This window comes from Desulfosediminicola sp. (assembly GCF_048381775.1).
Lineage (GTDB): Bacteria > Desulfobacterota > Desulfobulbia > Desulfobulbales > Desulfocapsaceae > Desulfopila > Desulfopila ganghwensis.
Window position 1 is genome coordinate 306,576 of sequence record NZ_JBLXGE010000001.1, and the last position, 25,351, is coordinate 331,926.

Annotated in this window: 21 protein-coding genes and 4 tRNA genes; 12 read left to right on the plus strand and 13 right to left on the minus strand. The window is 47.4% G+C overall.

The genetic code is table 11. The features are described from left to right. Positions 1-41 precede the first annotated feature (41 nt). The gene (locus ACN5NT_RS01330; RefSeq protein WP_228721435.1) at positions 42-890 is read right to left on the minus strand and encodes a ParB/RepB/Spo0J family partition protein; all 849 of its coding nucleotides are present in this window, start codon (positions 888-890) and stop codon (positions 42-44) included. Positions 891-926: 36 nt separating this feature from the next. Beyond that, positions 927-1,706 carry an AAA family ATPase gene (locus tag ACN5NT_RS01335; protein ID WP_338031719.1) on the minus strand — a complete coding sequence of 260 codons (780 nt, stop codon included), beginning with the start codon at positions 1,704-1,706 and terminating at the stop codon, positions 927-929. Positions 1,707-1,913: 207 nt separating this feature from the next. Here ACN5NT_RS01335 and nadB point away from each other — a divergent pair, with 207 nt between their 5' ends. From nadB to ACN5NT_RS01350, 3 genes are all read left to right on the plus strand, one after another. Beyond that, positions 1,914-3,551 (plus strand): L-aspartate oxidase, encoded by a 1,638-nt coding sequence (gene nadB / locus ACN5NT_RS01340; protein ID WP_419174195.1) that lies wholly within the window; start codon positions 1,914-1,916, stop codon positions 3,549-3,551. Positions 3,552-3,935: 384 nt separating this feature from the next. Then, positions 3,936-4,379: a glycine zipper domain-containing protein gene (locus ACN5NT_RS01345; RefSeq protein ID WP_136796096.1), complete on the plus strand. Its 444-nt coding sequence runs from the start codon at positions 3,936-3,938 to the stop codon at positions 4,377-4,379. 1,940 nt (positions 4,380-6,319) lie between these two features. Beyond that, on the plus strand, positions 6,320-7,495 hold the full coding sequence (locus ACN5NT_RS01350; protein WP_176360038.1) for an ISL3 family transposase: 1,176 nt from the start codon (positions 6,320-6,322) through the stop codon (positions 7,493-7,495). Between the two features lie 113 nt (positions 7,496-7,608). On the opposite strand, the gene ACN5NT_RS01355 is transcribed toward ACN5NT_RS01350, so the two are convergent. The 4 genes from ACN5NT_RS01355 to ACN5NT_RS01370 all read right to left on the minus strand — a co-directional run bounded on the left by ACN5NT_RS01355 (position 7,609) and on the right by ACN5NT_RS01370 (position 8,137). Continuing rightward, positions 7,609-7,686 (minus strand) — tRNA-Glu (locus ACN5NT_RS01355). A 10-nt stretch (positions 7,687-7,696) separates the two neighbouring features. Continuing rightward, a tRNA-Lys gene (locus ACN5NT_RS01360) sits at positions 7,697-7,772 on the minus strand. 201 nt (positions 7,773-7,973) lie between these two features. Further along, positions 7,974-8,051: transfer RNA gene (locus ACN5NT_RS01365), tRNA-Glu, on the minus strand. A gap of 10 nt (positions 8,052-8,061) precedes the next feature. Next, positions 8,062-8,137 (minus strand) — tRNA-Lys (locus ACN5NT_RS01370). A gap of 314 nt (positions 8,138-8,451) precedes the next feature. Here ACN5NT_RS01370 and rdgC point away from each other — a divergent pair. From rdgC to hemW, 5 genes are all read left to right on the plus strand, one after another. Then, positions 8,452-9,057, plus strand: coding sequence for a recombination-associated protein RdgC (gene rdgC / locus ACN5NT_RS01375; RefSeq protein ID WP_136796095.1), 606 nt, complete (start codon positions 8,452-8,454; stop codon positions 9,055-9,057). 40 nt (positions 9,058-9,097) lie between these two features. Further along, the gene (locus ACN5NT_RS01380; RefSeq protein WP_136796094.1) at positions 9,098-9,652 is read left to right on the plus strand and encodes a hypothetical protein; all 555 of its coding nucleotides are present in this window, start codon (positions 9,098-9,100) and stop codon (positions 9,650-9,652) included. A 31-nt stretch (positions 9,653-9,683) separates the two neighbouring features. Next, entirely contained in the window at positions 9,684-11,108 is a 1,425-nt protein-coding gene (gene gatB / locus ACN5NT_RS01385; protein WP_136796093.1) for an Asp-tRNA(Asn)/Glu-tRNA(Gln) amidotransferase subunit GatB, read from the plus strand. A gap of 15 nt (positions 11,109-11,123) precedes the next feature. Further along, entirely contained in the window at positions 11,124-11,861 is a 738-nt protein-coding gene (radC, locus tag ACN5NT_RS01390; RefSeq protein ID WP_419174196.1) for a RadC family protein, read from the plus strand. Between the two features lie 88 nt (positions 11,862-11,949). Next, positions 11,950-13,077, plus strand: coding sequence for a radical SAM family heme chaperone HemW (gene hemW, locus ACN5NT_RS01395; RefSeq protein WP_419174197.1), 1,128 nt, complete (start codon positions 11,950-11,952; stop codon positions 13,075-13,077). 157 nt (positions 13,078-13,234) lie between these two features. On the opposite strand, the gene ACN5NT_RS01400 is transcribed toward hemW, so the two are convergent. Both ACN5NT_RS01400 and ACN5NT_RS01405 read right to left on the minus strand, forming a co-directional pair. Continuing rightward, positions 13,235-13,714, minus strand: coding sequence for a CYTH domain-containing protein (locus tag ACN5NT_RS01400; RefSeq protein WP_419174198.1), 480 nt, complete (start codon positions 13,712-13,714; stop codon positions 13,235-13,237). 32 nt (positions 13,715-13,746) lie between these two features. Beyond that, positions 13,747-14,454, minus strand: a complete 708-nt coding sequence (locus ACN5NT_RS01405) for an EI24 domain-containing protein (protein WP_419174199.1) — start codon at positions 14,452-14,454, stop codon at positions 13,747-13,749. Between the two features lie 224 nt (positions 14,455-14,678). Here ACN5NT_RS01405 and radA point away from each other — a divergent pair, with 224 nt between their 5' ends. Further along, the gene (gene radA / locus ACN5NT_RS01410; protein WP_419174200.1) at positions 14,679-16,055 is read left to right on the plus strand and encodes a DNA repair protein RadA; all 1,377 of its coding nucleotides are present in this window, start codon (positions 14,679-14,681) and stop codon (positions 16,053-16,055) included. A 528-nt stretch (positions 16,056-16,583) separates the two neighbouring features. Then, complete coding sequence (locus ACN5NT_RS01415; protein WP_419174201.1) at positions 16,584-17,858, plus strand: cyclic nucleotide-binding domain-containing protein; 1,275 nt, start codon at positions 16,584-16,586, stop codon at positions 17,856-17,858. Positions 17,859-17,953: 95 nt separating this feature from the next. On the opposite strand, the gene ACN5NT_RS01420 is transcribed toward ACN5NT_RS01415, so the two are convergent. The 3 genes from ACN5NT_RS01420 to ACN5NT_RS01430 form a co-directional block, all read right to left on the minus strand. Beyond that, positions 17,954-19,396, minus strand: coding sequence for a DegQ family serine endoprotease (locus ACN5NT_RS01420; RefSeq protein ID WP_136796087.1), 1,443 nt, complete (start codon positions 19,394-19,396; stop codon positions 17,954-17,956). 289 nt (positions 19,397-19,685) lie between these two features. Further along, complete coding sequence (locus ACN5NT_RS01425) at positions 19,686-21,035, minus strand: class II 3-deoxy-7-phosphoheptulonate synthase (protein ID WP_136796086.1); 1,350 nt, start codon at positions 21,033-21,035, stop codon at positions 19,686-19,688. 61 nt (positions 21,036-21,096) lie between these two features. Then, the gene (locus ACN5NT_RS01430) at positions 21,097-21,639 is read right to left on the minus strand and encodes a type I restriction enzyme HsdR N-terminal domain-containing protein (RefSeq protein WP_136796085.1); all 543 of its coding nucleotides are present in this window, start codon (positions 21,637-21,639) and stop codon (positions 21,097-21,099) included. A gap of 304 nt (positions 21,640-21,943) precedes the next feature. On the opposite strand from ACN5NT_RS01430, the gene prmA reads away from it, so the two are divergent. Beyond that, complete coding sequence (prmA, locus tag ACN5NT_RS01435; protein ID WP_136796084.1) at positions 21,944-22,852, plus strand: 50S ribosomal protein L11 methyltransferase; 909 nt, start codon at positions 21,944-21,946, stop codon at positions 22,850-22,852. Between the two features lie 33 nt (positions 22,853-22,885). Here the strand turns inward: prmA and ACN5NT_RS01440 are convergent, their stop codons facing one another. After that, a complete protein-coding gene (locus ACN5NT_RS01440; RefSeq protein WP_136796083.1) occupies positions 22,886-23,254 on the minus strand; it encodes a PilZ domain-containing protein in 369 nt (122 codons plus the stop codon). A gap of 158 nt (positions 23,255-23,412) precedes the next feature. On the opposite strand from ACN5NT_RS01440, the gene ACN5NT_RS01445 reads away from it, so the two are divergent. Then, positions 23,413-24,153: a 16S rRNA (uracil(1498)-N(3))-methyltransferase gene (locus ACN5NT_RS01445; RefSeq protein ID WP_419174202.1), complete on the plus strand. Its 741-nt coding sequence runs from the start codon at positions 23,413-23,415 to the stop codon at positions 24,151-24,153. 607 nt (positions 24,154-24,760) lie between these two features. On the opposite strand, the gene ACN5NT_RS01450 is transcribed toward ACN5NT_RS01445, so the two are convergent. After that, a complete protein-coding gene (locus ACN5NT_RS01450; RefSeq protein WP_136796081.1) occupies positions 24,761-25,240 on the minus strand; it encodes a periplasmic heavy metal sensor in 480 nt (159 codons plus the stop codon). Positions 25,241-25,351 lie beyond the last annotated feature (111 nt).

Consider the following 25,351-nt stretch of genomic DNA (forward strand, 5'->3'; position numbering starts at 1 on the left):
ACGTCAAGCTAAAGCTTTGCAGAGACGTAGTAAAATCAGAACTATTCCTGGATTTCGTTCATGATAACAGAAATTAGTCGCTCCAGGTCGTCTGGAGAGTAATACTCTATTTCGATTTTCCCTCTGCTGCCGGCCTGATTGATAGCAACTTTAGATGAGAGCCTGTTCGTGAGTTGATTAACCAGGGATTTGCAGTATGTCACTGGAAGCTCATTCGCATCCTTATTCTGCGGTGATGATTGGGACGGTTTACTGATGGCGGTGAGTTTCCTGACAGCTTTTTCTGTCTGACGAACAGAAAGGGCCTTTTTAATGATCTGATCACGAACGTCCTTCATGGCACCAAGATCATCTGAAAGACGGAGAAGTGCACGTGCGTGACCCTCTGAGAGGGTACCCTGAACCAGGTCCTGCTTTATAAAATCAGGAAGGTTTAGTAATCTCAGCATGTTGGATATAGTTGATCTTTTTTTACCAACCCGTTTTGCTGTTTCTTCCTGTGTATAACCAAACTTTTGAATAAGTTTGTTATATGCCTCTGCTTCCTCAATCGGGTTAAGGTCGGTTCTCTGAATATTTTCTATGAGAGCGAGTTCAAGCAGGGTATCTTCGGCCTCAACATCCATAACAACAACTGGTACTTTATCCAGACCAGCGAGTTTAGATGCACGAAGCCTGCGCTCCCCAGCTACTAACTCATAACCATCTTCATTTGAAGAGACGGTAACGATGAGAGGCTGGATGACTCCATTCTCACGGATAGAATCAGATAATTCTTTGAGATTGTCTTCGTCAAAGTGGACACGTGGCTGGAATTTGTTTGGAGCAATTCTGTCAATGTCACACTCGAAGTACTTCTCTTCTTCATCGTTGCCAAATAGAAGTCCCACCCCTTGTCCTAATCCAGTTGTTTTCGCCACTATATGCTACCTCTGATTTTGTAAAAATTCTTTTCCAAGTTGAATATACGCTTTTGCGCCTTTCGACCGAATATCGTACTGGATAACCGATTGACCATGACTTGGACACTCACTTAGCCGAACATTTCTTGGTATAACAGTTTTGAAGAGCTGCTCTGCGAAATGACGCTGAATCTCATCTGCAACCTGGTGTGTGAGTTTATTGCGGGTATCATACATGGTGAGCAATAATCCTTCGATGTACAAAGAACTGTTGAAAGTCTTTTTAACAGAACGTATTGTATTTACGAGTTGAGCTAGCCCTTCCATAGCGAAATACTCGCACTGCATGGGTATAAGCACCGAGTCCGAAGCAGTGAGTGCGTTAACGGTCAAGAGACCTAACGATGGCGGACAATCTATAAGGATATAATCGTAATTGTCCTTCACCGATTTGAGAATTGACTTTAATGCCTGTTCTCTCGACTCTCTTCCAACTAATTCGATCTCTGCTGCTACCAAATCGATATTAGCCGGAACGAGATCTAAATTCTTAATACTGGTTTTTGTTACGGCATCAGCAATACTGCAACTTCCAACAAATGCACCGTAAAGATTTGCCTTGAGAGAGCGGGAATCAACTCCAACACCACTTGACGCATTACCCTGTGGATCTGAATCAATAAGTAAAACTTTTTTTCGTTTTTTTGCCAGGGCAGCGGCAAGATTGATTGAAGAAGTTGTCTTTCCTACTCCACCTTTTTGATTGGCAACAGCAATTGTTTTACACGATGTTGGCATCGACATTCAACCCCCCAGATAGAATAAATAGGAATATAATTAGAATATCTAAACGAAATTCCATTGTTGAACAATGTTTTTCCACATATTGAGCTAATCTTCTGCCATTTTTTATGATTTTTGGTAAAAACCGCTGTAAATTTACAATCAAAAGCTGTTCTTAAAAAAACTAATTAACGAATTGTTTCACGTGAAACATTGCATGAGGCTGATATGGATAGTGACTATTTGATTATAGGGACAGGTATAGCCGGACTTTCCTTCGCTCTTAGAGCTGCAAAAAAAGGGTCCGTTAAATTAATCACCAAGAAAGAAGAGATTGCTTGTGCCACCAACCTTGCCCAAGGTGGTATTGCAGCGGTGCTGTCAGAAGACGATAGTTTTGAGCTTCATATCCAAGATACTCTCATTTCTGGCGATGGCTTGTGTGATAGAGAGGTGGTTCGAATAGTTGTCGAAGAGGGCCCCGAACGAATTCAAGAACTTATTGAGATTGGTGTTGGTTTCGTCAAAAAGGAAGGCGAGAAGCGAGACCTAGATCTCGGGAAAGAAGGTGGCCATTCTAGAAGAAGGGTAGCGCACGCTTATGACCTGACAGGAAGAGAGATTGAAAGGGCTTTACTGGCGGAAGCAAAACGCCATTCCAATATAGAGATATTAGAAAACTGTCAATGTATCGATCTTATTACCCATGGGAGAGAAACAAAGAAAAAATGTATTGGAGCCTTTGTCTTAACAGAAGGAGAGGTTAAGGAATTCAGAGCAAAAATTACTGTTCTTTGCACCGGTGGTGTGGGAAAAGTTTATCTCTATACCACCAACCCTGATATAGCAACAGGAGACGGAGTTGCTATGGCTTTTAGGGCAGGGGCGAAAATTGCTAACATGGAGTTTATCCAGTTTCATCCAACCTGTCTTTACCACCATCAGACAAAAAACTTTCTTATTTCGGAAGCGGTTCGAGGGGAGGGGGCTTTTCTCGTCAACAGCAAAGGCGAAAGATTCATGGCCAAATATGACCCAAAGCGTATGGAATTGGCCACAAGGGATACTGTCGCCAGAGCTATAGACTCTGAAATGAAAAAGAGTGGTGATGATTGTGTATATTTAGACATAACTCATAAAGATCCAGAGTTTATTAAAAATAGGTTCCCTACGATATATGGGAAATGTAAAGAGTTAGGTATAGATGTTACTAGAATGCCAATACCAGTGGTTCCGGCAGCACATTATCTTTGTGGTGGGGTATTGACAGACACGAGTGGCTGTACATCGATTAGCAACCTCCTCGCCTTAGGAGAAACGGCATGTACAGGTCTTCATGGTGCTAACAGATTGGCAAGTAACTCACTGCTGGAAGCTGTTGTTTTTGCCAAAAGAGCTGCCGATTACTGCGACAGTCTTGAACTCAACCATTCAGACAGTACGCCTCTAGATCGCCCTCAGTGGATGGATAATAGGGGTAAGTTGTTGGATGAAGCTATACTCATTAATAATAACTGGGATATTCTTCGAAGAGTGATGTGGAACTATGTTGGGATAGTGCGTAACTCACGACGTCTTGATCTGGCAAGCAAAAGAGTCGTTGAGATAGCTCGTGAAATTGAAACGCTGTACAAAGAGTATAAGGTCAGCGCTGAAATGATCGAGCTAAGGAATATAGCTATTGTGTCTCAACTCATAATAGAAGCGGCTAAGGCAAGAACCACTTCCCAGGGACTTCACTTTTTGCAGGATGAAAATCCAAGAAATGATGATGATACCTCCAATCACTGGAATGTTTTTTCACGAAAAATCAACTATGCAGATTACCCGTGGCAAAGCGAAAAAATTGAAACAATAGAAGTGTGACTTTTTAGATAGAAGAAATGTTTCACGTGAAACATTTCTTCTATCTATTTATTGCCTCGATGAAATACGTGTCAAGTGAAAGAAAGTGTGACACCTTCATTTTAATCCAATGAAATTCCTTGGAAATCTATTTCTATTGTTTAGACGATGACGAGCTAATCTTTTGTGGGCAAAATAATAAGCAACAAAGTACCTGTAATTGCATTAAAATACATTGTTTTTGAGATTGTTTTGAACTGTTTACGTAATCACCATTTTATGGTTTCAACCCTGAAGGTGTGTCCCGTTAAGGCTTATCATTGACATTAGAGTTGGATAGTGCCTACCATTAATTGAGTGAGTGATAGAATAAATAAGATAAAAAGCACCAGTTGGAGGTGGAGTATGAAAACATCTTTGAGGGCGGTACTGGCTGTTGTCTTGGTGACAATGGTGGTTTCGTGTGCTCCCCAAAATAAAGCGCAGACAGGAGCAGCAGTTGGAGCAGCAGGTGGAGCACTTGCTGGTCAGGCCATAGGAAGAAGTACTGAAGCAACTCTCATTGGTGCCTTGGTTGGTACTTTGGCGGGATACATGATTGGCAATGAAATGGATAAATATGACCGCCAACGTTTAAATAATGTATATGAGACGGGAGTGTCAGGACAGACCATTACATGGCAAAATCCAGACAGCCGTAATGTGTATAGCGTTACTCCCCAGCCCGCAACTACCAGCACCTCAGGGCCTTGTAGAAGGGCGGAAGTAGAGGCCGTGATCGAGGGCAGGCGTGAAACAACATATACCACAGCATGTAGAGACTATAACGGACAATGGGTACTTCAATAGTGTAGAAGTTATCTTGTATACCAGTCGAAAATATTTATGCTAGATGTTTAGGGGGGTGGGCTTATTGCCACATCCCTTTTTTTTTGATCGTTGTCAATTTTGGTAAATTCCTATTCGTTTCAATTTTTTCTTGAACGAACATCAGTTCTCACTCTATGCCGTTTAATTCTATCGCCACCTCACACCTGGGCAATTCCTGCTGAGCATCAGGGGGGCTGTTTTGCTCCAGTTAGCAAGTACAGTAGCTGATGAGGTGGGTGTGTTAGGTATATTATAATAAGACAGATACATACAGCATTTTTTAGGAAACAGTCTGTAGTAATTTTAGAAAGATTATTATCCGGGTCGAATACTCTCTGATTCTAATAGTTCGTAGTGAGATCAATTGGAGTGTGGTTGAGGTGTGTTGGCAGAATTGTGCAGGAGTATAATTAAAAATCTACTGTGTGATCCATATTATTTACTCATTACCACCAATATTCAGTAGGGAAATGTGAAGTGATGGGCGTGGGGTGTCAGGCGTGAGTTGTTGGCATGTGGCCAATCCCCGGAATAATTCTGCGAATCGGTTGATAGAGAAATGCTTTTTAGCTTTAAGCTGTCGCTCTTAATACTTTTTCCTCACGCCTCACTCCTTGAAACTCAGCTTTAGTGGTAATCAGCTATTGTTCTGCAAAATTCTTGAAGCAGGGGGTGAGGGGAGTGAGCAGGTGATATAGAACTTACAGGAAGTTGTGTTAAATAAATATCTATTGAGAACTAGAGTCGTACAAGGCTCCTTTTATTGCAATTCAGATAGGCATCAAATTTAACCTGATGAGTCAGGGCGGAGTGTAGTACCCATTCATATTTATCCTGAACAGGTGACGAGAAGAAGGGAGCAGGTTGGGCAATGATTCCTGCTGCAATCAAACCCCAAGGGTGGATGGGAACACCTGATGAGCTGTAAGTTGGTACTCCTATAGCCTTTCTCCTCACGCTTCAGTAATCAGCTATATATACGAGATCTTTAATTGCTGATTCTAATATGGTCAAAAGTTCAGGAGACGAGTAGCCAGGGGGAATATTATGCGGATGATGAGCAATGGATCAAGAAGGACCAATTGTGAGACGTACAATGCAGTGCCAGGAGGTTTCTTTATAAATATACTTCCTGCAAAACATCTTTGGCTGCAGTAGTGGAAAATGAATGACAATTGAATAATAGATGAAAGGTGGAGTTTCCCTAATATGCTTTTCTCTATGAGAAAAAATTAGAGGGGAGAAAAACAGCTCTATAATAGGGTGGTATGAAAAAGGTTGTTTTAGTTGAGAGTAGGATGATTAGAAGTATAAATAATAAAATGCAAAAATTATACTTTTAGAAAGTATTACAGAAAGCTAATTATCATTATCATTAGCTTTAGCGCAAGATTATGGAAAGTCGACGCTTTGTCGTGGAGATGTGGAAAAGAAACATATTTTGCAGATTGATATTAGGCATATAGATAGTGTGTTACATTCAGTTTCCCCCTGACATTCTGCTTAACAAAAGAGGCATTAGGCCTGGGGCAGGGGAGACAGTAAAGCTAAAAAAGTCCCTGATTACCCTTGAAACTCCACACTGCAATTGTACATTTCATTGGTGGCTTGATGGATCTTTATTCGGCTGGCAGATCGGTCTGTATTCACGGGGCAACGGGAAACTACGATAAGTACCCTCATCAGTACCTTCTGGAAAAATCAATTTGTGTCCTGGTTTGATTTCTCTTTACGTGCCCGGAGTATAAGCGGAAACAGCTATCAAAAGAAGTAAGCGGTTGTATCGATCAGAAAAGAAAAGGGGCTCTCCCTCAAAGAAGGGGGATAAAAAATCCTCAGAGATAAAAAAGGCATACCAAACTATTATGGTATGCCTCATAAATTGATCAAATTTCCGACCAAAGAAAGGAGATCAATTTATGGAGAAATTATTAATCGGGCTGGCAGGATTTTCAATCAAAAAGGTGCTCAGTTACCGTCCAGCCCGCCTTGAGGTTGTTTATAAGAAAGACACGCTATGCCCCAAGTGCAACAGCTCAAACAAAAGGATCAAGGCAAGCTTCTGGCGAGAGATAAAAAGTGTTCCGCAACAGGGACACCCTGTCACCCTCCACATTCGCTGCCACAAATTCCACTGTAAACAGTGCGGTAGATACTTTAATAGCCGTATGGACGGTATCAAAAAATGGAATAGATCCACAGAACCACTCAAAAGCAGCGTGTATTATAAATGCAATCGCGGCTATTCCAATAAGGACGCGGCCTATGAGAGTGGAATCAGCGTCGCCACTGTAGAGCGGTTTTATCACCAGATGGTCCTGCAGAACATCAGTCACCGATCCGAACGGCTTTGTCCCAGATATCTTGGTCTGGACGAACATCGTTTCACCAAGCGCATGGGGTTCGTTACTACATTTTGTAATCTTGAAAAACACAGTGTCTTTGACGTAGCGCCAGGGCGTAGTGAAGCTGAATTGGAGTCATTTCTCAAGACTCTTCGTGGACGTGAACGAGTACGGGTTGTTTGCATGGATATGCACGCCCCCTACCGAAAGATGGTCAGAAAGTGGTTCCCTAACGCAAAAATAGTTACAGATAGATTTCACGTTATCAAACTAATAAATCACCACTTCGCCAAAGCTTGCAAACTCATAGATGAGGAGAATCTCGCCTGGGGGCGAGGTGGCTTGATTCGTATGTTGTGCACTAGGAAGCAGAATCTTACACCTCTGAAACGCGAGAAACTCGAACAATACTTTAAACAGCAACCGGCGATCGAAAGTCTCTGGAAATTTACTCAGGATTTGACTGAATTATGCAGAAATAAGGGTAAAAACCATACCACTTGTAAAAAACTTATCCCCGAACTGCTGGAACGAGTTGAAATGCTGAAGGCGAGTCCTTTAAAACCTATGCGAACTCTTGGAAAAACGATTACAAGTTGGCTGGAGCCAATCGCAAGAATGTTCAGATATTATAGAAGCAATGGTATTCTCGAGGGTTTTCATCGAAAGATGAAACTTATTCAAAGAAGAGCATATGGGTTTAGGAATTTTGGTAATTATCGGTTAAGAGTACGACTTTTGTGCGGTTAGACTACTTTGGAAATTCGATCAATCTGATCTGAGAATGGAAGGACCATCCCCCTTCTTTGGTGTAGACCCAGAAAAGGGCGATTGGTTGTAATAACCAATCGCCCTTTTTTGTATGGCGTCCCCAAGGGGATTCGAACCCCTGTTGCCGGCGTGAAAGGCCGGTGTCCTAGACCTGACTAGACGATGAGGACAAAATAAAGATGGTGGGTCGTGTAGGACTTGAACCTACGACTCTCTGATTAAAAGTCAGATACTCTACCAACTGAGTTAACGACCCACATCAATATGTTTACGTAATACATGTACTATATGATCATACTAACTTTACACAATACAACTTGTCAAAGTTGGAATCTGTAAAGGGTGTCTACACAATCGCTGAGCAGACTTTCTGTGCATATGTCAACCAAGGTGCCGGCTTTCCAAGTGCATAGAAAAAGGCGATTGATTCTCAGGAATCAATCGCCCTTTGTATATGTGGCGTCCCCAAGGGGATTCGAACCCCTGTTGCCGGCGTGAAAGGCCGGTGTCCTGGACCTGACTAGACGATGGGGACAGGACTTACTTGGTGGGTCGTGTAGGACTTGAACCTACGACTCTCTGATTAAAAGTCAGATACTCTACCAACTGAGTTAACGACCCGCTGAGGCCCCGTTATTTACAAAACACCGGGGTATCTGTCAACAGAAAAAGTAATCTATCTTTGATTTTTATCATCGGCAAAAATGCAGGTCAAGGCAAAAGCATCGGATCTACCAAGGTTTAAGGTGAAGCAGAAAAAATATAAGAATGGTACATTTCAAGGGAAAATAGACAAGAGCCTGAATGATACGCTATAGGTTAAAGCTAAAAAAAACTTTTTAGAGTATTATTTCCGTTTTTCATGCCTCATGTTCCCCAGGTCATACGGTCCGGCATCGGGGGACAGAAGTTCAGGGACCGTTCAAGGTAAAATAATGGGATTTTTAAGCGGTTCAGCCAGCTTTGTTCGCTTCAGTGTTGAAGGTGAGCTACCAGAAAATGCATTGGATTTTATTGCAGATCGGGTGATTGCCTTCTCCTTCAGAGATATAGATGATACTTTCGATGAGTACTCGATAGGCTGGGTTTCAGTTCTCAATATGTTTGATTCTCAGTTCAAGTATGCCTCCTATGCGGCAGGTGATTACATAACCCTCACCTTGAGAGTCGATGAGCGTAAAGTATCTCCTGCTATTCTCAAGAAATTTGTGGCAAAGGAAGAGGAGCGGGTCAAGCAGGAGAAACAGGTGCCAAAACTCGGTCGTTCCCTCAAGGTAGAGATCAAGGAAAGGGTACGTACTGAGTTGATGAGGAAAGCTATTCCGGTGCCAACAACGTATGAATTATGCTGGAGCCTTTCAGATTCAACCCTCACCTTTTTTACTACCAACAAGAAGGCCCACACGGTATTGGAAGATTTTTTCCAGGAGAGTTTCAACCTGATGCTTCGTCAACAGATTCCTTATGTTGTTGGTGAAACCCTTCTGAATGAAGAACAGGCAGCTCGCCTTGCGATGATCAATCCAGAAGTATTAGTGTAGGAAATTCCCCAATAATAGACAATCCTTTCAAAGGCATATCATGGATTTAGTAGATTTAATTGCTGAAAAGCGTTTTGTTGGGCAGGAGTTCCTCACCTGGCTCTGGTTTAAAAGCGAGCAGCGCGGCGGCAGCGTCGAGTTACCCGGTGTTGGTGACATCATTGTGGTGTTCGAAAAACACATGCTGCTTGAATATGGTGAAGGAGAGACCAACGAGAAGTGTATTTGCTCAGGACTGCAGAGTGAACTGCAGGAAGCAAGAACAGGTCTTTTAATGGGAAAAAAGCTGGAGCAGGCTCGTATTCAGCTTGTCCAGGGAGATTATGAGTATAATTTCACTCTCTCCGGCGCACTCATGGAGTTCAGGAATGTCAAGCTTCCCAAGACCGCCGGTACAGAGCAGGATGATTCGAATAACCCGGAAGAAGCTGAAGGCATGATTCTGGAGAGAATCTTTCTTTTTGAAGAGCTTGTTCGTATAGTTAACGAATTATTACGTATTTTTCTCGAAACACGCACCTCTGAAGGATGGCGTGACGAGTTGGACAAAATTCGACAATGGATTCATGGCCCGTCTGAAAGCACCGGGGCGTGAGCAAACCTTTTTGATTTAGAGATTGACACCAATGGAATTTGAAACAGTTATAGGTCTGGAAATACACGCGCAGCTCAAAACTGAATCGAAGATATTCTGTGGTTGTTCCACACAGTTCGGCTCTCCACCAAACACCAATACCTGCCCGGTCTGCCTCGGCATGCCGGGCTCTCTGCCCGTGTTGAATAAAAAAGTGGTGGAATATTCAATAAAGATGGGTCTGGCAACAGACTCTACCATCAGGCGCTATAACCAGTTTGCCAGAAAGAACTATTTTTACCCCGATCTGCCGAAAGGGTATCAGACCTCGCAGTTTGACCTGCCCATAGTTGAGCACGGCGCTGTTGAGATCGAGGTTGACGGCAAGACAAAGACCATTGGTATCACCAGGATGCACATGGAGGAGGACGCGGGCAAACTCATTCATGATGAGGTTGAGCCATACTCGTACGTGGATCTGAACAGAACAGGTACACCTCTTTTAGAGATTGTTTCAGAGCCGGATCTGCGTTCGCCCGAGGAAGCGTACGCATATCTGAAGAAGATTCATGCCATCCTGCGCTATCTCGATATCTGCGACGGCAACATGCAGGAGGGCAGTTTCAGGTGTGACGCCAATATCTCACTTCGTCCGGTTGGCCAGGAGGAACTCGGAACCAGGACTGAGCTGAAGAATATGAACTCTTTCAGAAACGTGCAGACGGCCCTGGAGTATGAGGTTCGTCGTCAGCGCGACCTGTTGCTTGACGGTGAGAAGGTCATTCAGGAGACGTTACTCTGGAATCCGGACAAGAATCGCACCGAGTCCATGCGCGGCAAGGAAGATGCCCACGACTACAGGTATTTTCCCTGCCCCGACCTCATCCCCGTGGAGATAGACGAAGAGTGGATTGAAGAGATCAGAAAGACTTTGCCGGAGCTTCCCCAAGAGCGTAGAGAGCGTTTCCTGGGAGACTATGGTTTGCCGGCGGATGATGCTACTATTCTCACCTCGGAGCGTGAATTAGCCGATTATTTTGAAGCATCGCTGAAGTCCGGGGCTACCCCTAAAAAGGTTGCAAACTGGATCATGACGGAGCTCCTGCGGGAATTAAAAGGGGAATCCATTGAAGGTTGTAAGGTCACTCCTGCCCAGCTCGGTGATCTGATCGCCATGATCGACAAGGGAACCATCAGCGGCAAAATCGCCAAAACCGTCTTCCTGGATATGATGGACAGTGGCAAGGACGCCGAGGTGATCGTCAAGGAGAAAAACCTGGTTCAGGTCTCTGACGAAGGAGAGCTCATGGCCATAGTCGAGGAGATCGTTGCCGCCAATCCAGCTCAGGCTGAAGACTACAGAAACGGAAAAACCAAGCTTATGGGCTATTTTGTCGGGCAGTTGATGCAGAAAACCAAGGGCAAGGCGAATCCGAAGATGGCCAATGAGCTGTTTAACAAGGCCTTGAACGGCTAATCGTCTGAGACAACCGTGGATAAGGGTGAATGGCAGCAGAAAGGAGCAGGGCACAGGGGCCGCCTGCGCGACAGATATCTGTCGCGTGGTCTCGATGGGTTTACTGATACGGAAATCCTTGAGCTGCTGCTCTCTTTCGGCACACCAAGAAAAGACTGCAAAGAATCGGCCAGGGAGCTGCTTGCGAGATTCGGCACCCTGGCGAAAGTCCTGGAGGCACCAGCCATTCAGTTGCAGGAGGTACCTGGTGTCGGCCCGAAAAACAGCTTCGCGATCAGTTTTATTCAGGCAGTAGCATCCCGTTACCTGCAGCAACGTATCGAGGGGAAACGCTATCTGCACTCTTCAGCTGAGGTCCGGCAGTACCTGGAGCACTCGATGAGAGGGCTGAAGCGGGAAATTCTCTCAGTTATCTACCTGGACTCATCCCACGCCATTCTATCTTCTGAAGTTGTCGCTGAAGGCACTATAAACGTGAACACCGTCTATCCCCGGGAGTTGGTGCAGGGCGCATTGACCAGACATGCGGCAGCTATTATTATCGCCCACAACCATCCTTCAGGTGCTCTTCGACCATCACCACAGGACATCAGCCTGACCAAAAATCTCTACCTGATCTGTTCATATCTGCAAATTCAACTCCTCGATCATTTCATAGTTGGTGATGGTGTCTATAGTTTTGCTGACAATGGCATGATAGACACGATCTCCCGTGAGTGTCTCAAACTCAGGGAAACCCTGAGTAGACGTTAGTCTGAATTTGTTACTGGCACAGGTGGAGTTTGATCAGAGCACCGCGGTCGTCGATACCTGAAAAATATTCAATTTCCGGTTCTTTTGCATGAGTTCTCTCTATATCCATATTCCCTTTTGTCAGTCCAAGTGTGGTTATTGCTCCTTCTCTTCATGGCCCGGCCTGGAATCTGTGCACGCCAGCTACGTGGAGGCGGTGCACAGGGAGCTGACAGAAACAGCAAAGCAATATAGCGGGGGACCACTTACAACACTCTTTTTTGGTGGTGGCACTCCCACGATGTTGTCGAGCAGGCAGCTGATTCGGCTGTTGAGCTGCTGTGTAGACAACTTCGGTGTGGAAAGAGATGCAGAGGTTTCCATTGAGGCAAACCCTGGAACAATAGAGAGAATTCAACTCGACGATTTGAAGAAAGCCGGCTTTTCAAGGGTTTCTGTCGGTGTGCAGTCTTTTCTGGCTGAAGATCTCAAGGCGCTTGGCAGATGTCATACTTCGAGTGAGGCGGTTTCTGCCATTACAGATCTCAGGGCAGCGGGTTTCGAAAATATCAGCCTGGACCTGATGTACGGCTTGCCGAATCAGACGGTGGAGAGTTGGTGCCGGAACCTTGAAAAGGCGATAGCCCTGGACCCGGAACATATTTCCATGTATCAGCTGACCATTGAAGATGGTACGGCCTTTGCCGGGCTTGCCGAGAGGGGAATGCTGGATCTGCCTTCAGAGGAGACCATCATTGCCATGGATGAGGTGAACCTGAGTCGTACCGGGTCGGCCGGGTATGACTGGTATGAAATATCCAATTATGCCAAACCTGGTTTTCGCTGCAGACACAACCTGGCCTATTGGCATAACGAAGAGTACCTGGCAGCCGGTGCAGGGGCGGTGAGTTATCTGGGTGGTGTACGGGAGCGCAGAGTTGATGATCCGGTTGAGTACATGGCACGGATCATGGCCGGGAATAAAACGGTCATAGAACGAGAGCATCTGGCCCAGGATGATGCTTTCAAGGAGACTGTGATAATGGGCCTTCGATTGACCGAAGGCGTGAAATTAGAGCAACTACAGGCCCGTTTTGGCATGGATCCGTTTTCTTACTACGGGACCACCCTGAAAAAGCTCCTGGATGCGGGTTTTGTGGAGAGCTCTGATACACATCTGAGAGTGAGCGAAAAAGGCAGGCTTTTATCAAATGCTATTCTTTCAGAACTTGTATAGCCGCAACTTTTCGTCGCAGATATGGCAAAATAACTAGCCGGCATTTCTAGTGACCTTTGTTGATTTGAAACGAAAAGTACTCTGTTTTTAATCGCTTCAAGCAATTCGTGTTGGCGCTCTTTTGAGATTCGATTTACAGGGTCATGGGAAATGAGGGCTAGCCCTCACTCCAGTTTGTGTAGGGGTTGCGGGCAAGGCTGGCATTGTAGTAGCGTCCGTCGCCGGTAACCTCTTCGCCTATCCAGGCTGGTAGGGGAAAGTCCTGATCCTCTGCCTCCAGTTCAATTTCAGCCATTATCAGGCCAAGATTCTCACCTAGAAATTCATCGACCTCCCAGGTGAAGCCGTCATAGTCGATTTTGTGACGAAACTTCTCAATTATTGAGGACGTAGCAAGAGTTTCCAGCAGGGCGTTGGCTTCTTCAGGTGGGATTTCGTATTCGAACTCGTGGCTGGAAAAGTCAGAACTTCTCCCCTTTATCGTAAGATACCCAGCCTCTCCAACAAGCCTGACCCGTACTGTCGGCCCCTGGCCGGAACTCAGGTATCCTTGTCTGTACAATATCCCCTCAGCAAGACCACGCCAGCTGTCATCTTTAACGAGGTATTTTTTTTCTATTTCAATTCCGTAGCTCAAAGTCAGGCCTCAGTAAGAAGGGAGAAGGGAAGTTACCGTTTCCTGTTCATTTCAATGGAGCTGAAGTTCAGGGTGGAATATATGGTCATCACCGGAAAAATACACGCCATCAGAAAGATGTTTAACAGTGGAATCATACTGACAAGGGCCGGTAACACGCCAATCTTGAAGGAGGTGCTGCCGTGCTCGCGTATCCAGAATATCTTTTGGCCAAGGGACCACCTTCTTCTTGATGACGGGTAATCAACGAACATCAGCGCTGAGTAATAGGTATAAAGCAGGAAAACGACAGCCTGACCGATACCGGGAATGAAATTCACCATCAGGGCGACCATGGTGACCAGTATGCCGAAGAAGGCAATTTTACATGCCTCAAAAATATCTATCAGGATATTACGCAGGCTGAGACCGTCATCGGGTTCGAACTTATCACCGGTGTGAAGTTTTTCTGCGGAGACACTCAAAAAGGCATACCCGGGTGAGGTAAGAGCGTAGGCCACGAGAAAGGCGAGATAAAAAGAAACTATCCGGGTGATCAGCACAAAGAGGAATTGAGCAAACAACCAGCCCTTGTGTTTAATCCACCCAAGCACGCCTGCGGCTTCGGGTGGGCTGGAAAAAAAGCCTGAAGCGAGCGAATCGATAATTTCAACACTCAGGGTGTAGCCGGCGGCGGTGAGGGTGACTGTTGCCAGAAAGAGGAGAATAGACCAGCCAAGAAGCCGTTTTTTTCTGAACATAAAAGACAGCGAGTATGAGATAGTGTACCACCTGGGGAGCGGCAACGGTTGCCGGGAGCCTGCCATCATGACGGAAAACGCCTCCTATAATCACCGGTAAAGGCGATGGTTGTGATTGGGTAGTATAAAATTGATAGAGTGCTAAGTCGTACTCAAAATAGAACTTTTGTATACCATGTAAAGGGCAGGATGACATTTTTTCTATGCTGGTTTAGACTTGGCCCATGACTATTATAGCAAATACCAAACAGAAGGCAGTGTATGTATGCCGGGAGTGCGGATACCTGAGCCGTAAATGGCTTGGCAGATGCCTGGATTGCGGTGAGTGGGACAGCATGGATGAGCAGATTCAGGCTGAGCCCAAGAGCAAGGTAGTGCTGTCACCAACAGATAAACCGGTACCTCTGTATCTGGCGCCGGATGGGGATGAGGAGCGGGCCACAACCGGTATTGCCGAGCTCGACCGGGTCCTGGGGGGTGGCATAGTTCCAGGTTCTGTGACCCTGATTGGCGGTGAGCCCGGTATCGGTAAGTCCACGTTGCTGCTCCACATGTTGGCAGAGGTTGCCGCACAGGAGAAAAAGGTCCTTTACGCTTCCGGTGAGGAATCCGCCAGGCAGATCAAGCTGCGGGCAAAACGATTGGAGGCGATCCACCCCAACGAATATCTGGCCACAGAGAATTCTGTGGAAAAGATCATCAGCATGAGCTGTGAGATGATGCCGGATCTCCTGGCGGTTGATTCGATTCAGACCTTGAGCTGTGCAGAGGTAACCTCTGCCCCAGGTTCGGTAAGCCAGGTCCGGGAATCGGCGCACAAGCTGCTGGAGATGGCGAAAAAAGAGAACATTCCTGTAGTTATGGTTGGTCATGTAACCAAGGAAGGCGCCATAGCAGGGCCGAAAGTGCTTGAACATATGGTCGATACCGTACTCTATTTCGAGGGAGACAGAAGTCACGCCTTCAGGATTCTCAGGACTGTAAAAAACAGATTTGGCTCAACCAACGAGATCGGGGTGTTTGAGATGAAGGAGGAGGGGCTGGTGCAGGTTTCCAACCCTTCTGAGATCTTTCTTGCTGAGCGGCCCCTGGATGAGCCGGGGTCTGTGGTGCTTCCGAGCGTAGAGGGTTCACGACCTATACTGGTTGAGGTTCAGGCGCTGGTGTCACCAACAAACCTGGGTACCGCCAGGCGAACAGCCATAGGAACGGATCAGCAACGGTTGTCTCTGCTCTGCGCCGTGCTGGAAAAGAAGGGTGGCATGGATCTGTATGGCCATGACATCTTTTTGAACATTGCCGGCGGCATCCGTATCGATGAACCGGCGCTGGATCTTGGTGTGGTCTGTGCCCTTGCCTCAAGTCTGCTGGAGCGTTCTATTCCGTCATCCACGGTAGTGTTCGGAGAAGTTGGACTTGCCGGCGAAGTGCGGGCCGTAGGGCAGGTGGATATCAGGGTCAAGGAGGCTGAGCGCCTTGGATTTACGCGCTGCATTATCCCCAAAAGCAACGCTGAGCGGTGCGTTCGGCCCGAAGGATTGGAAATTATCGGGGTCGCGACAATGTCTGAATTGCTCGAGGTCATATTTAACCAGCCATGAATTTATGCTGCTGCAGGCAGTACGCTGCGCTGCTCACCTTGTCCTGAACCTGAAGTAATTGCAAAAATAGCAACAGCTGCGTATATTCACTGTTACTGACCGATTCGATTACAAAACCAGGATGACAAAATACCTACTTGAGGAGAGAGACATGTCTGACAATCACCATGATCACCACCCGGAAGATCCCAGTGTCTGCTACCGTGTCGCCTTAGTATTCGTTGCAGTGATCGCCGCAATCACTGTTCTTGCAATATTCAACTAATTGCTGAACTGTTCAGAGAACCACAGTGGCTTTTAGCAGGGGCTTCATCCTGCCAGAAGCCACGCCCTTCACCCCGTACCCGTCTGCCGTATCCTTTATTTCATCATCCCCCGCATAAAACAATTCTTCAGATAATATACGTCGCGTAATTCCCTGAATTAAAATATATATATGATCATATCACTATCGGATGGAGCTGTTGTTCTGCCCGAAGAGGTAGTCAGACGTTTTCCGGAAATACCCATATCGGGGGGAGGGGTGATTTGAGTTCTTTTGAAAGCGACCGTAGTGAAGAAAGCTCTGGAATAGAAAAGGAAGTTGTCATTCTTATGACTGATATGGTGGGCTATTCACACCTTACTGCCCATATGCGGCCAAACGGCATTCGCGATTTTATTGTGGATTACCATCGCACGATCCAGGAGATTGTGGCTGCGGAAGATGAAATGGTCAGGGTGGAGCCACTGGCAGGGGATGGGGCACTGATCATTTATGAAAAACGTGCGGATGAACTTGAGTCGGCCCTCTGCACACGGGCAACCGTTACCGCGCTGCGTCTGGCCGATGCTGTAGACAGTGGTTTGTTACCGCCAACCAGAGTTGGTCTTCACTTTGGGGAGATAATAGAGGCGAAACTCAATGGCAGGTCGGTGAAATTCGGGGCAAGCTTTGCTATTGCTGCACGACTTGAGGAGTTGTGTGATTATTTTGGCTCTCCGTTGTTGATGGATCAGAATGTTGCTCTCAGGTATCAAGGTTATAAGGGCTGTGAGGAAGAATTTGTGAGTGTCGGCAGGGTGATGCTGGATAGCTTCGCAGAACCGTTGCAGATATATACCGTCTATAAACCTGGCCTGCACAATATCCCGAAAGGAGTGGATAGAGGACTCTTCAGAAATTTCACAGCCCTAAAAGGGGAGGCCATGAGATATTTCTGTGGCGAGGCGACAGCCGGGCTGGCGCCGGATTTTCCCAGAGCAGTGGAATTATTGACTGAGGCTCAGAACCTCTACATGCAGATGAGTGGATCAACCGACAGGTCGACAGAACGAATTCTTGAATACATCCGGGAAACACCAGCACCGGATAGCGATTTTTTAACAAGCGGCATGAGGCTGAGTAAAAAAGGCAGGGAATCACTTGGCGCCAGGTTGTTTCACCTCTCTGAAGAGCTGTTGAAGGCGATGAATCAGGAATTTTATCATGCGCTGGTGGTGGACACGGCTTGGGAAAAATATTTTAAGCTGGAGTGGCGAAAGATGGGGGAAAACATCATCACCATTAATGACAGCCCCGATGGCGTCTATTTTATAGACAGCGGTGAAGTGGTGACTCTCAATGAACATGATGAGGAGATAACCACTCTCACGGCTGGAACAATTTTTGGTGAGATGGCCTATTTCAATAAGGAAAAGAGAAGAACGGCAACAGTTCGTGCCACTACGGATGTGGTTATCAGAAGGATCTCCAGCGAAGACTTTGAGAAGATACCAGTGATTGTGAAGATCTTTGAGAGAATAGCCATGGCGCGGCGCTGAACGTTAGCGCCGCGTGGGTGGAAGTGATCATCCCGGATACCGTTTGAGGAGTTTCAAGGAGAGGGTACGGTATCCGGGATCTGGGGGCTTTTCTTTTATTCTGCGATGAGAACGACGTATTGGCTGATTTCACCACTGCGAACCCTCAACAGTACCCGCTCGGGGTCTTCGGAGTCGGCTATTTCCTTGTTCAGCTCTGTAACGTTACTCACCAGGTTTCTGTTGACCTCTTCAATCAGCATACCAGGGCGCAGACCGGCCATAGCAGCAGGGCTGCCGGGTTCAACCTGGGAGACAACTACACCTTGTACGTTCTGGTAGCCGAGCCGTTCGGCAAGTTCGGGAGTAAGGTCCTGAAAGGCCAGTCCAAACTTTTCAAGGTTGGATTTATTGATCTGGTTGGATGAGGCAACCCTGGGGTCAGTCGGACGCTCCCCGATGAGGACGTTAATTTGCTGATTCTTTCCGTTGCGAACCACATTGAGCTTTGCTGTGGTATTCGGGCTGAGCAGGGCAACTTTATTTCTCAGATCGGCTGTATCTGAAAGCCTGTTACCGTTCAGTTTGAGAATTACATCGCCGCGCCTGATTCCCGCTTTCTCAGCCGGAGAGTCTTTCTGGACTTCGCTGACCAGGATACCACCGGCTTTTTCCAGGCCGAATGATTTGGCAAGATTCTCATTCACATCCTGAATAACTACACCGAGCCAGCCCCTGGTGACCTTACCGCTGGTTTTCAGCTGTGCCTGAATATTCTTTACCATATCAATAGGGATGGCAAAGCCGATACCCATGTAGCCGCCGGTTCTGGAAAAGAGTGCGGAGTTAATGCCAACCACCTCGCCATTGATATTCAAGAGCGGGCCACCGGAGTTGCCGGGGTTGATAGCGGCATCGGTTTGGATAAAGTTTTCGTATTCGTTAATGCCTACACTGGAGCGGCCGGTGGCACTGACTACGCCGACGGTGACGGTCTGGTCAAGACCGAAAGGGTTACCGATGGCGATGACCCACTCACCGACCTCGAGTTTGCTGGAGTCACCAAGGGGCAGGGTGGGGAGACTGCCGCTATCCTTGATCTGTATCAGGGCGACATCCGACTGGGGATCTGCACCGACCAACTCTGCCTTAAACTCGCGACCATCAGACATGGTAACTGTGATTTTGTCCGCATCGGCAACAACATGGTTATTGGTGAGGATATACCCGTCCTTACTGATAATGAATCCGGAACCAAGTCCCTGTTGTTTCTGTTTGCGAGGCTGATTTGGCCCCTGGCGGAACTGAGGGCCGAAAAATCGTTCAAAAAACGGGTTGTTGAACATTTCTTCGAGCCGGGGATCCGTCATGGCCTGCACACTCTTTTCAACTTTTATGTGAACAACGGACAGTTTGGCACTTTTTACTACTTCCACAAAGCCATTGTCTTTTATTGGTGCGCTGGTTGCGGTGGTCACATGCCCCATAAGCAGGCCTATCGTAAACAGCATACTGAGCAGCAAAATAGGATATGAGAGACTTCGTACCCGTATTGACATTGCGTATCTCCTGTGAATTTAAAATATTTTCAGAAGGATAAACCCAATAGTTACAAGTGGTCGTTATACGAGACTCCTGAAACAGAAGGCGATGACCGCCAGGTTTACCTAACCTCATTATAGAGGACACATTAAGCCATGTGAAAAATGGGTCAAGAAAGATTACTGAAATGTAATCTTTTGAAATATAAAGGGGATGGGGTGTGGTGGGGAAGGGGGGCTGTAGCTATCGAACAGCTACAGCCCTTGGTAAAACGGCTGAAACCGGGAACGGAATCCCGAAAAGCATTTAGGAGCGAATCATATCCGCGATCTGGAAGGCAACTTCAAGACTTTGCTCGGCATTCAGGCGAGGGTCGCAGGTGGTGAGGTAATTCTGGTGCAGTTCCTCGTCGACAATGTTTCTGGCACCACCGGTACATTCGGTGACGTTCTCGCCGGTCATCTCAAGGTGTACACCGCCTGGAACAGTTCCCTCTGCCCAGTGGGTCTCGAAGAAGCAGGTGATCTCAGACAGTATGTCATTGAAATTTCTTGTCTTGTGACCGCTCTCTGCGGTGTAGGTGTTGGCGTGCATCGGGTCACAACTCCAGACGATATTGTAGCCTTCACGCTTCATCTCTCTCAGGAGTGGCGGCAGAGATTTTTCCACGTTCTTGACACCAAAACGAGTGATGAAGGTGATACGGCCAGCCTCATTATCAGGGTTGAGGGCCTCAAACATCCTCTTGACGTTGTCTATGTCATGGGTGGGTCCGAGTTTGATGCCAATCGGGTTCAGAACTCCCCGCAGGAACTCCACATGAGCACCGTCAAGCTGGCGGGTTCGTTCACCAATCCAGAGCATGTGAGCAGAACAGTTGTACCAGTCACCCGTGGTTGAATCCACCCTGGTCAACGCTTCTTCATAACCGAGCAACAACGCCTCGTGGGAGGTGAAGAGCTGAGTCTGGTTGATTTGTGGGTTGTCGGTGGCGATACCGATCGTTTCCATGAACTTTATGGCCTGGTCGATCTGTTTTGCGATGCGGCTGTAGGAACGTCCCATCGGGGATTGGGCTACAAACTCCTGGTTCCAGGCATGTACGCGCTGCAGGGAACCGAAACCGCCGCGGGTGAAGGCACGGAGCAGGTTGAGGGTGCTGGCAGCCATATTGTATCCCATCATCATATTGTTGGGATCAGGTATCCTGGCTTCAGAGGTGAAATCGGGACGGTTGACCATGTCACCGCGGTAAGATGGCAGCTCAACGCCATCAATGGCTTCGAGGTCTGCAGAACGGGGCTTGGCAAACTGGCCGGCAATACGGCCGATCTTGACAACAGGCTTGCCGCCGGCATAGGTGAGAACTACAGCCATCTGCAACAAGACCTTCAGGGTTTCCCTGATGGTGGGCGCGGTGACTTTGGAAAAATTCTCAGAGCAGTCGCCGCCCTGGAGTACAAATGCGTCTCCCGTAACAGCTTTGGCGAGTTGTTGCTTCAGGGTGCGAATTTCGCCGGCAAAAACCAGTGGCGGTAAAATTGAAAGATGCTGAAGGACACGATCAACTTCCTGCTGATCTGGCCAGTTTGGTTGCTGGAGAGCGGTGTAGTTCTTCCAGCTGGATTTCGTCCAGGTGTCTGAATTAGTCGTCATTCTGTTCCCTTTTATAGTGATTTGTTCCAGGTCGGTGCGGAGGGGCCGATGACGGAGGCTTTTACATGCAGCATCGCTCAACGTCAAAAGCATTGAGAATTCGCAACTCCCTCTCCCTGCGTTTATCTTTACGGGGAGGGGGGAAGACAAGATTGTCCAGCATGAGTTCCGCGGATTTTCGGTCAGGAATAGAGTGTAACCCATATCCGAGAATCTTGCCAGTTGAAGTATCAATAAGTTCGGCATCTCTGCCATTTGTGACAACGGCAAGAGGGATTTCGTAATCCGGGTTGAGTACTCTGGCCGCCGCAACAGCAGCACGCTCTCTGCTCACAAGCGATCCGGGACCATAGCGTAATATCAGGAAATCCCTGCCGGCAAGGTGGAGTGTCAGTTCAATTGTGGAGCGGACGTAACATCGGGAAAAAAGAGTTTCAATAAATCGTCTGGGCTGCAGTTCATTCTTGCCATATCCTTTCTCTTCCACCATCATACGACTGAGCCGTTGTCTGATGCGTTCGTCATCAGTGTCGGTCAGCTCCTCGCCATTGAGATAGTCTTCGAGGGTGCCGTAAACCAGGTGGTGTGAGATTTTTTCTGACATGAATGTTGAACCTCTTTTTCTTTTCAGGGTGTTTGCGGACTGTTAAAAACAAGTAATACCCGGAGGAGAAAAACACAAGAGTGAGAGGTAGTTGGGGAGGTCTCTTTAGGGTGGGTCCATGGTTTTTACTCAAGTGTTCAAGTGAAGTTGATACCGGCAGGTGCAATTGAGCACTATTACGGACCGGGATCGATATGTCTGGTAAAACAGGTCTGTTCAGTGAATGAAAACACTGGTAAGAAGTGCAAAGCGTGCAGAGTACGTTATGAGATAAACAGAAGGTAACATTACCCGGAGCTTTGAAATGAAAGACTCAAAAAATATTGTGAAAATCACTCTTACCTGTGCACCGCAACTGGTTGAGGTGATGGAGGATTACCTGGTGGGTGTGCTGGAGGCTGCTGTGGAGACAGGAGTTGAAGATAAATTGCTGGAGCAGACACTCCATGCCTTTCTTGAAAAAGAGAGCGCAACAGAGGGAGAATTGGCTGAGACTGTGATGCAGCTGCTCTCGTATGGGTCTGAGATGGCAACTATATTTGGTGTGGACAAGCCAAAAGTCGAGGCAGCGCTGCTGGAAGATGAGGACTGGGCGAGCAATTGGAAAAAACACTTTGCAGCGTTCGAAATCACACCGGGTTTGATTATAAAACCGACCTGGCAGGACTATCAGCCAGGGCCTGGAGAGGTTGTAATCGAAATGGACCCGGGTATGGCTTTTGGTACTGGTCACCATGAAACAACCAGCCTCTGTATGCAGTTGATGCAGGCAGCGCTGGCGGATTCGTCTTCTGATACAGTTCTGGATGTTGGTACCGGAACAGGCATTCTTGCCATGGCGGCGGCACTCTTTGGTTCGAATAAAGTTGTCGGTATCGACAACGACCCGGATGCGGTAGCGGCGGCTGCGGACAATGTCGCCCATAACAATCTGAGCGATAAGGTGGCAATAGACATCACCCCTCTGGAGGAGATCGAAAGTGAATATGAGGTAGTTGTGGCGAATATTATCCACGACGTCCTAATATCGATGCGGGAGGACCTTGCAAGGTGCACTGCAGCTGGCGGGTCGCTGATTTTATCAGGGATACTTGCGGGGGAGCAGGCAGATAACATCAGCAAGTGTTTTCAACAAGTGGGATTCAGGTGTTCAGATCGCAAAGAGCAGGGGGAGTGGGCTGCTCTCCGATTGATAAAGGCCGGGACGCCGTAAGACTGGTGCTGCGATCAGGCCCCCTGTAGTTCGTCAGGGGGCTTTTATTGGAGTGAACTGGTAGTTGGAGTCAAATATAATACCGACACCATGTTCCTCATGCCGGATTACCACTCCGGTTGCTTCGACGAGCACATGCTGCTCTTTGAGGTTGCGAAGCGCATCGACGGAAAGAAGGATCTTCAGTTTCCTGACATCGGCCAGGGAGAGTGAAAATGCAAGCCCTACCTTGGTGGCAAGCGGTAACTGCTGTTCCGTTTGCAGAAACGCACCACCCCCGCTCAGGTTGGCAATAACCGTTTCTGTGCCTCCAACGGTATGACGGGAGACCGATTCGCTGACAGAGAGCCTGGCCTTGATATCGGGAGAAATTCTTTCCTGGATGCGACGTTCGTAGCTCATACGCTTGGACCTGGGTTTGTACCGGAGCTGTTGAAAAATAGCTGAAAGGGTTGTTGCAACTCAGTATTACGGAAATGCTCAGAGGAAGTCAAACTCAAATTGATTCATAATTGCGCTTGGTTGATGAAAAAAATTAATTTAAGGCTGATTGAGGCGGTATGAGAAGATTCTTTTTTGATAAAGCAGATAGAGAAGGCGATTCGATAATTCTTGATGAGGGTGAGTCAAGACACATCACGAGAGTGCTCCGTCTTGAACCTGGAGCTGAAGTTGAGTTGCTGGATGGTGAAGGGGGGCTGTACCGCGCCTGTATTGAGACTGTGACGAAACGGGTAAAGGTAAATATTGTTGAGGTATTACCTGACGACAGCACTGATCGGGTACCGGTTACGGTCGTCCAGGGGCACCTCAAAGGCAAAAAGCTGGAGCTGGTAATCCAGAAATGTACAGAGCTTGGCGTGTCATCAATGGACCTGTTCTGGTCGAGCCGATGTCAGGGAAAACTGGACGATATTCGTGGTGGCAAAAAACTGGAGAGATACCAGCGGATTGTCGAGTCGGCGTGTAAACAATGTTATAGACCGGACCTTATGGGGTTGAGGGAAGCCGTCGATTTTTATCAGCTGCTCGACCTGTATGAAAATAAGCCGGGAAGATTGAAACTCCTCTTCTGGGAGGAGGAGCGTACAACCTCTCTGCGGGATATTTCCTTCAATGAAGATGAAGTCAGTGAACTCATGGTTTTGCTCGGTCCGGAAGGCGGTTTGACTGAGCAGGAAGTGCAGGCTGCAAGGGATGCGGGCTGGCACTCAGTAAGCTTGGGTAAAAGGATACTTCGAGCTGAGACAGCAACCATCGCGGCTGTTTCTATCGGTCAATATCTGGTTGGCAACATCTGATCTCCCTTTCCGGAAAAAGGTGCTGAATCAAGCGTTGAGAGCCGCCTGCTCTCAACGCCTGGAGCCTTCCGGCGCAAGCACTTGAATCTAAACAATGATCCGGGGACAGATTCCGACGGGTCCCAGGGCTTTCCGAGGCGAGTACGTTGAGTTTGTGGTGTCCCTTGGTTGGTGGCTATGACTACCTTTGCTGGACTTTTTCGGCAGGGTGCTATCGCAAAGGGGCCAACCCTCCGGTGGGAGATCAAACCCCAGCAAACGAATTTCTCCCCAATAAGGTTCAGCCATGGAGTTGTCCTCCGGATATTCATCCTGGCCTCTGTGTTGAAGGTCAAATTGACTCCTTGGAAAACTGTCAGCCTCAACATTGTAATGCCCATCACATGACCCGTGGAGGAAGGGCTGAGAGGACCTGCCTGTATGACAAATGTGAAAAGTCTGCCTTAACCTTGGTGTTGTTTCCTGATGATGTTAAGGGGCGGGACAGGGGAATGTCGATACTTCAATGACAAGGAGTTTGCTCAAGAGGTCAAAAAGAAAATACCTCCAGCCGATTATTGGCTGGAGGTATAGAAAGGAGAGGGTAAAATTTAAAATCAGGGGTTTATCAGATTTGATCGGCTGAATTCTGCTGCATCACAGGCATGTTTTGCTGAAGGTTCGGGTTACCTTTGCCGTGGCCACCGTGTCCTTTGCCATGGCCTTTACCGTGACCTTTCATCCCTGAACCATGGCGTTTGCCATGCCCGACATATTGCTCAACGCCGGCCTCTTTGGCTTTATTGGTCATGCTGGTATGCAGATCGAAAATCTCACCGCTAAGCTGGCCCACAGCGGCAGGATCGGGGTTGGTCCCTTTCATCATGGCTCTTTTCTCTGCCTGCTTTACCACCATTTGTTTCCGCAGATCCTGAGTATCCTTACGAAACTGATCGATCTTTGCCAAAGTTTCCTGGTCGAGTTGTTGATATTGAGAATATCTGCAACCGGCCTGTTGATTTGCTCCCCCCATACCCTGGTAGGCGAATGCTGCGGTTGAGATAGTAAGTCCTGAGATGAGTGTTGCGGCGATGATTGCTTTCTTCATTATAACTGCTCCTATGTAAAAGTGGGCTTCCTGCCCTTGATAAAGAGCGATTGTGGAAGCGGTCTATTTGCCAATTCGGCTTCTTGCAGTTTTTAGAGCAAGGGGCGTGCC

Coding starts and splice junctions, on each gene's coding strand:
- radA (WP_419174200.1), top strand. CDS start 14,679: ATGACTATTATAGCAAATACCAAACAGAAGGCAGTGTATGTATGCCGG.
- gatB (WP_136796093.1), top strand. CDS start 9,684: ATGGAATTTGAAACAGTTATAGGTCTGGAAATACACGCGCAGCTCAAA.
- nadB (WP_419174195.1), top strand. CDS start 1,914: ATGGATAGTGACTATTTGATTATAGGGACAGGTATAGCCGGACTTTCC.
- hemW (WP_419174197.1), top strand. CDS start 11,950: ATGAGTTCTCTCTATATCCATATTCCCTTTTGTCAGTCCAAGTGTGGT.
- rdgC (WP_136796095.1), top strand. CDS start 8,452: ATGGGATTTTTAAGCGGTTCAGCCAGCTTTGTTCGCTTCAGTGTTGAA.
- prmA (WP_136796084.1), top strand. CDS start 21,944: ATGAAAGACTCAAAAAATATTGTGAAAATCACTCTTACCTGTGCACCG.
- ACN5NT_RS01425 (WP_136796086.1), bottom strand. CDS start 21,035: ATGACGACTAATTCAGACACCTGGACGAAATCCAGCTGGAAGAACTAC.
- ACN5NT_RS01445 (WP_419174202.1), top strand. CDS start 23,413: ATGAGAAGATTCTTTTTTGATAAAGCAGATAGAGAAGGCGATTCGATA.
- ACN5NT_RS01430 (WP_136796085.1), bottom strand. CDS start 21,639: ATGTCAGAAAAAATCTCACACCACCTGGTTTACGGCACCCTCGAAGAC.
- ACN5NT_RS01345 (WP_136796096.1), top strand. CDS start 3,936: ATGAAAACATCTTTGAGGGCGGTACTGGCTGTTGTCTTGGTGACAATG.
- ACN5NT_RS01405 (WP_419174199.1), bottom strand. CDS start 14,454: ATGTTCAGAAAAAAACGGCTTCTTGGCTGGTCTATTCTCCTCTTTCTG.
- ACN5NT_RS01380 (WP_136796094.1), top strand. CDS start 9,098: ATGGATTTAGTAGATTTAATTGCTGAAAAGCGTTTTGTTGGGCAGGAG.
- ACN5NT_RS01350 (WP_176360038.1), top strand. CDS start 6,320: ATGGAGAAATTATTAATCGGGCTGGCAGGATTTTCAATCAAAAAGGTG.
- ACN5NT_RS01335 (WP_338031719.1), bottom strand. CDS start 1,706: ATGTCGATGCCAACATCGTGTAAAACAATTGCTGTTGCCAATCAAAAA.
- ACN5NT_RS01440 (WP_136796083.1), bottom strand. CDS start 23,254: ATGAGCTACGAACGTCGCATCCAGGAAAGAATTTCTCCCGATATCAAG.
- ACN5NT_RS01450 (WP_136796081.1), bottom strand. CDS start 25,240: ATGAAGAAAGCAATCATCGCCGCAACACTCATCTCAGGACTTACTATC.
- ACN5NT_RS01420 (WP_136796087.1), bottom strand. CDS start 19,396: ATGTCAATACGGGTACGAAGTCTCTCATATCCTATTTTGCTGCTCAGT.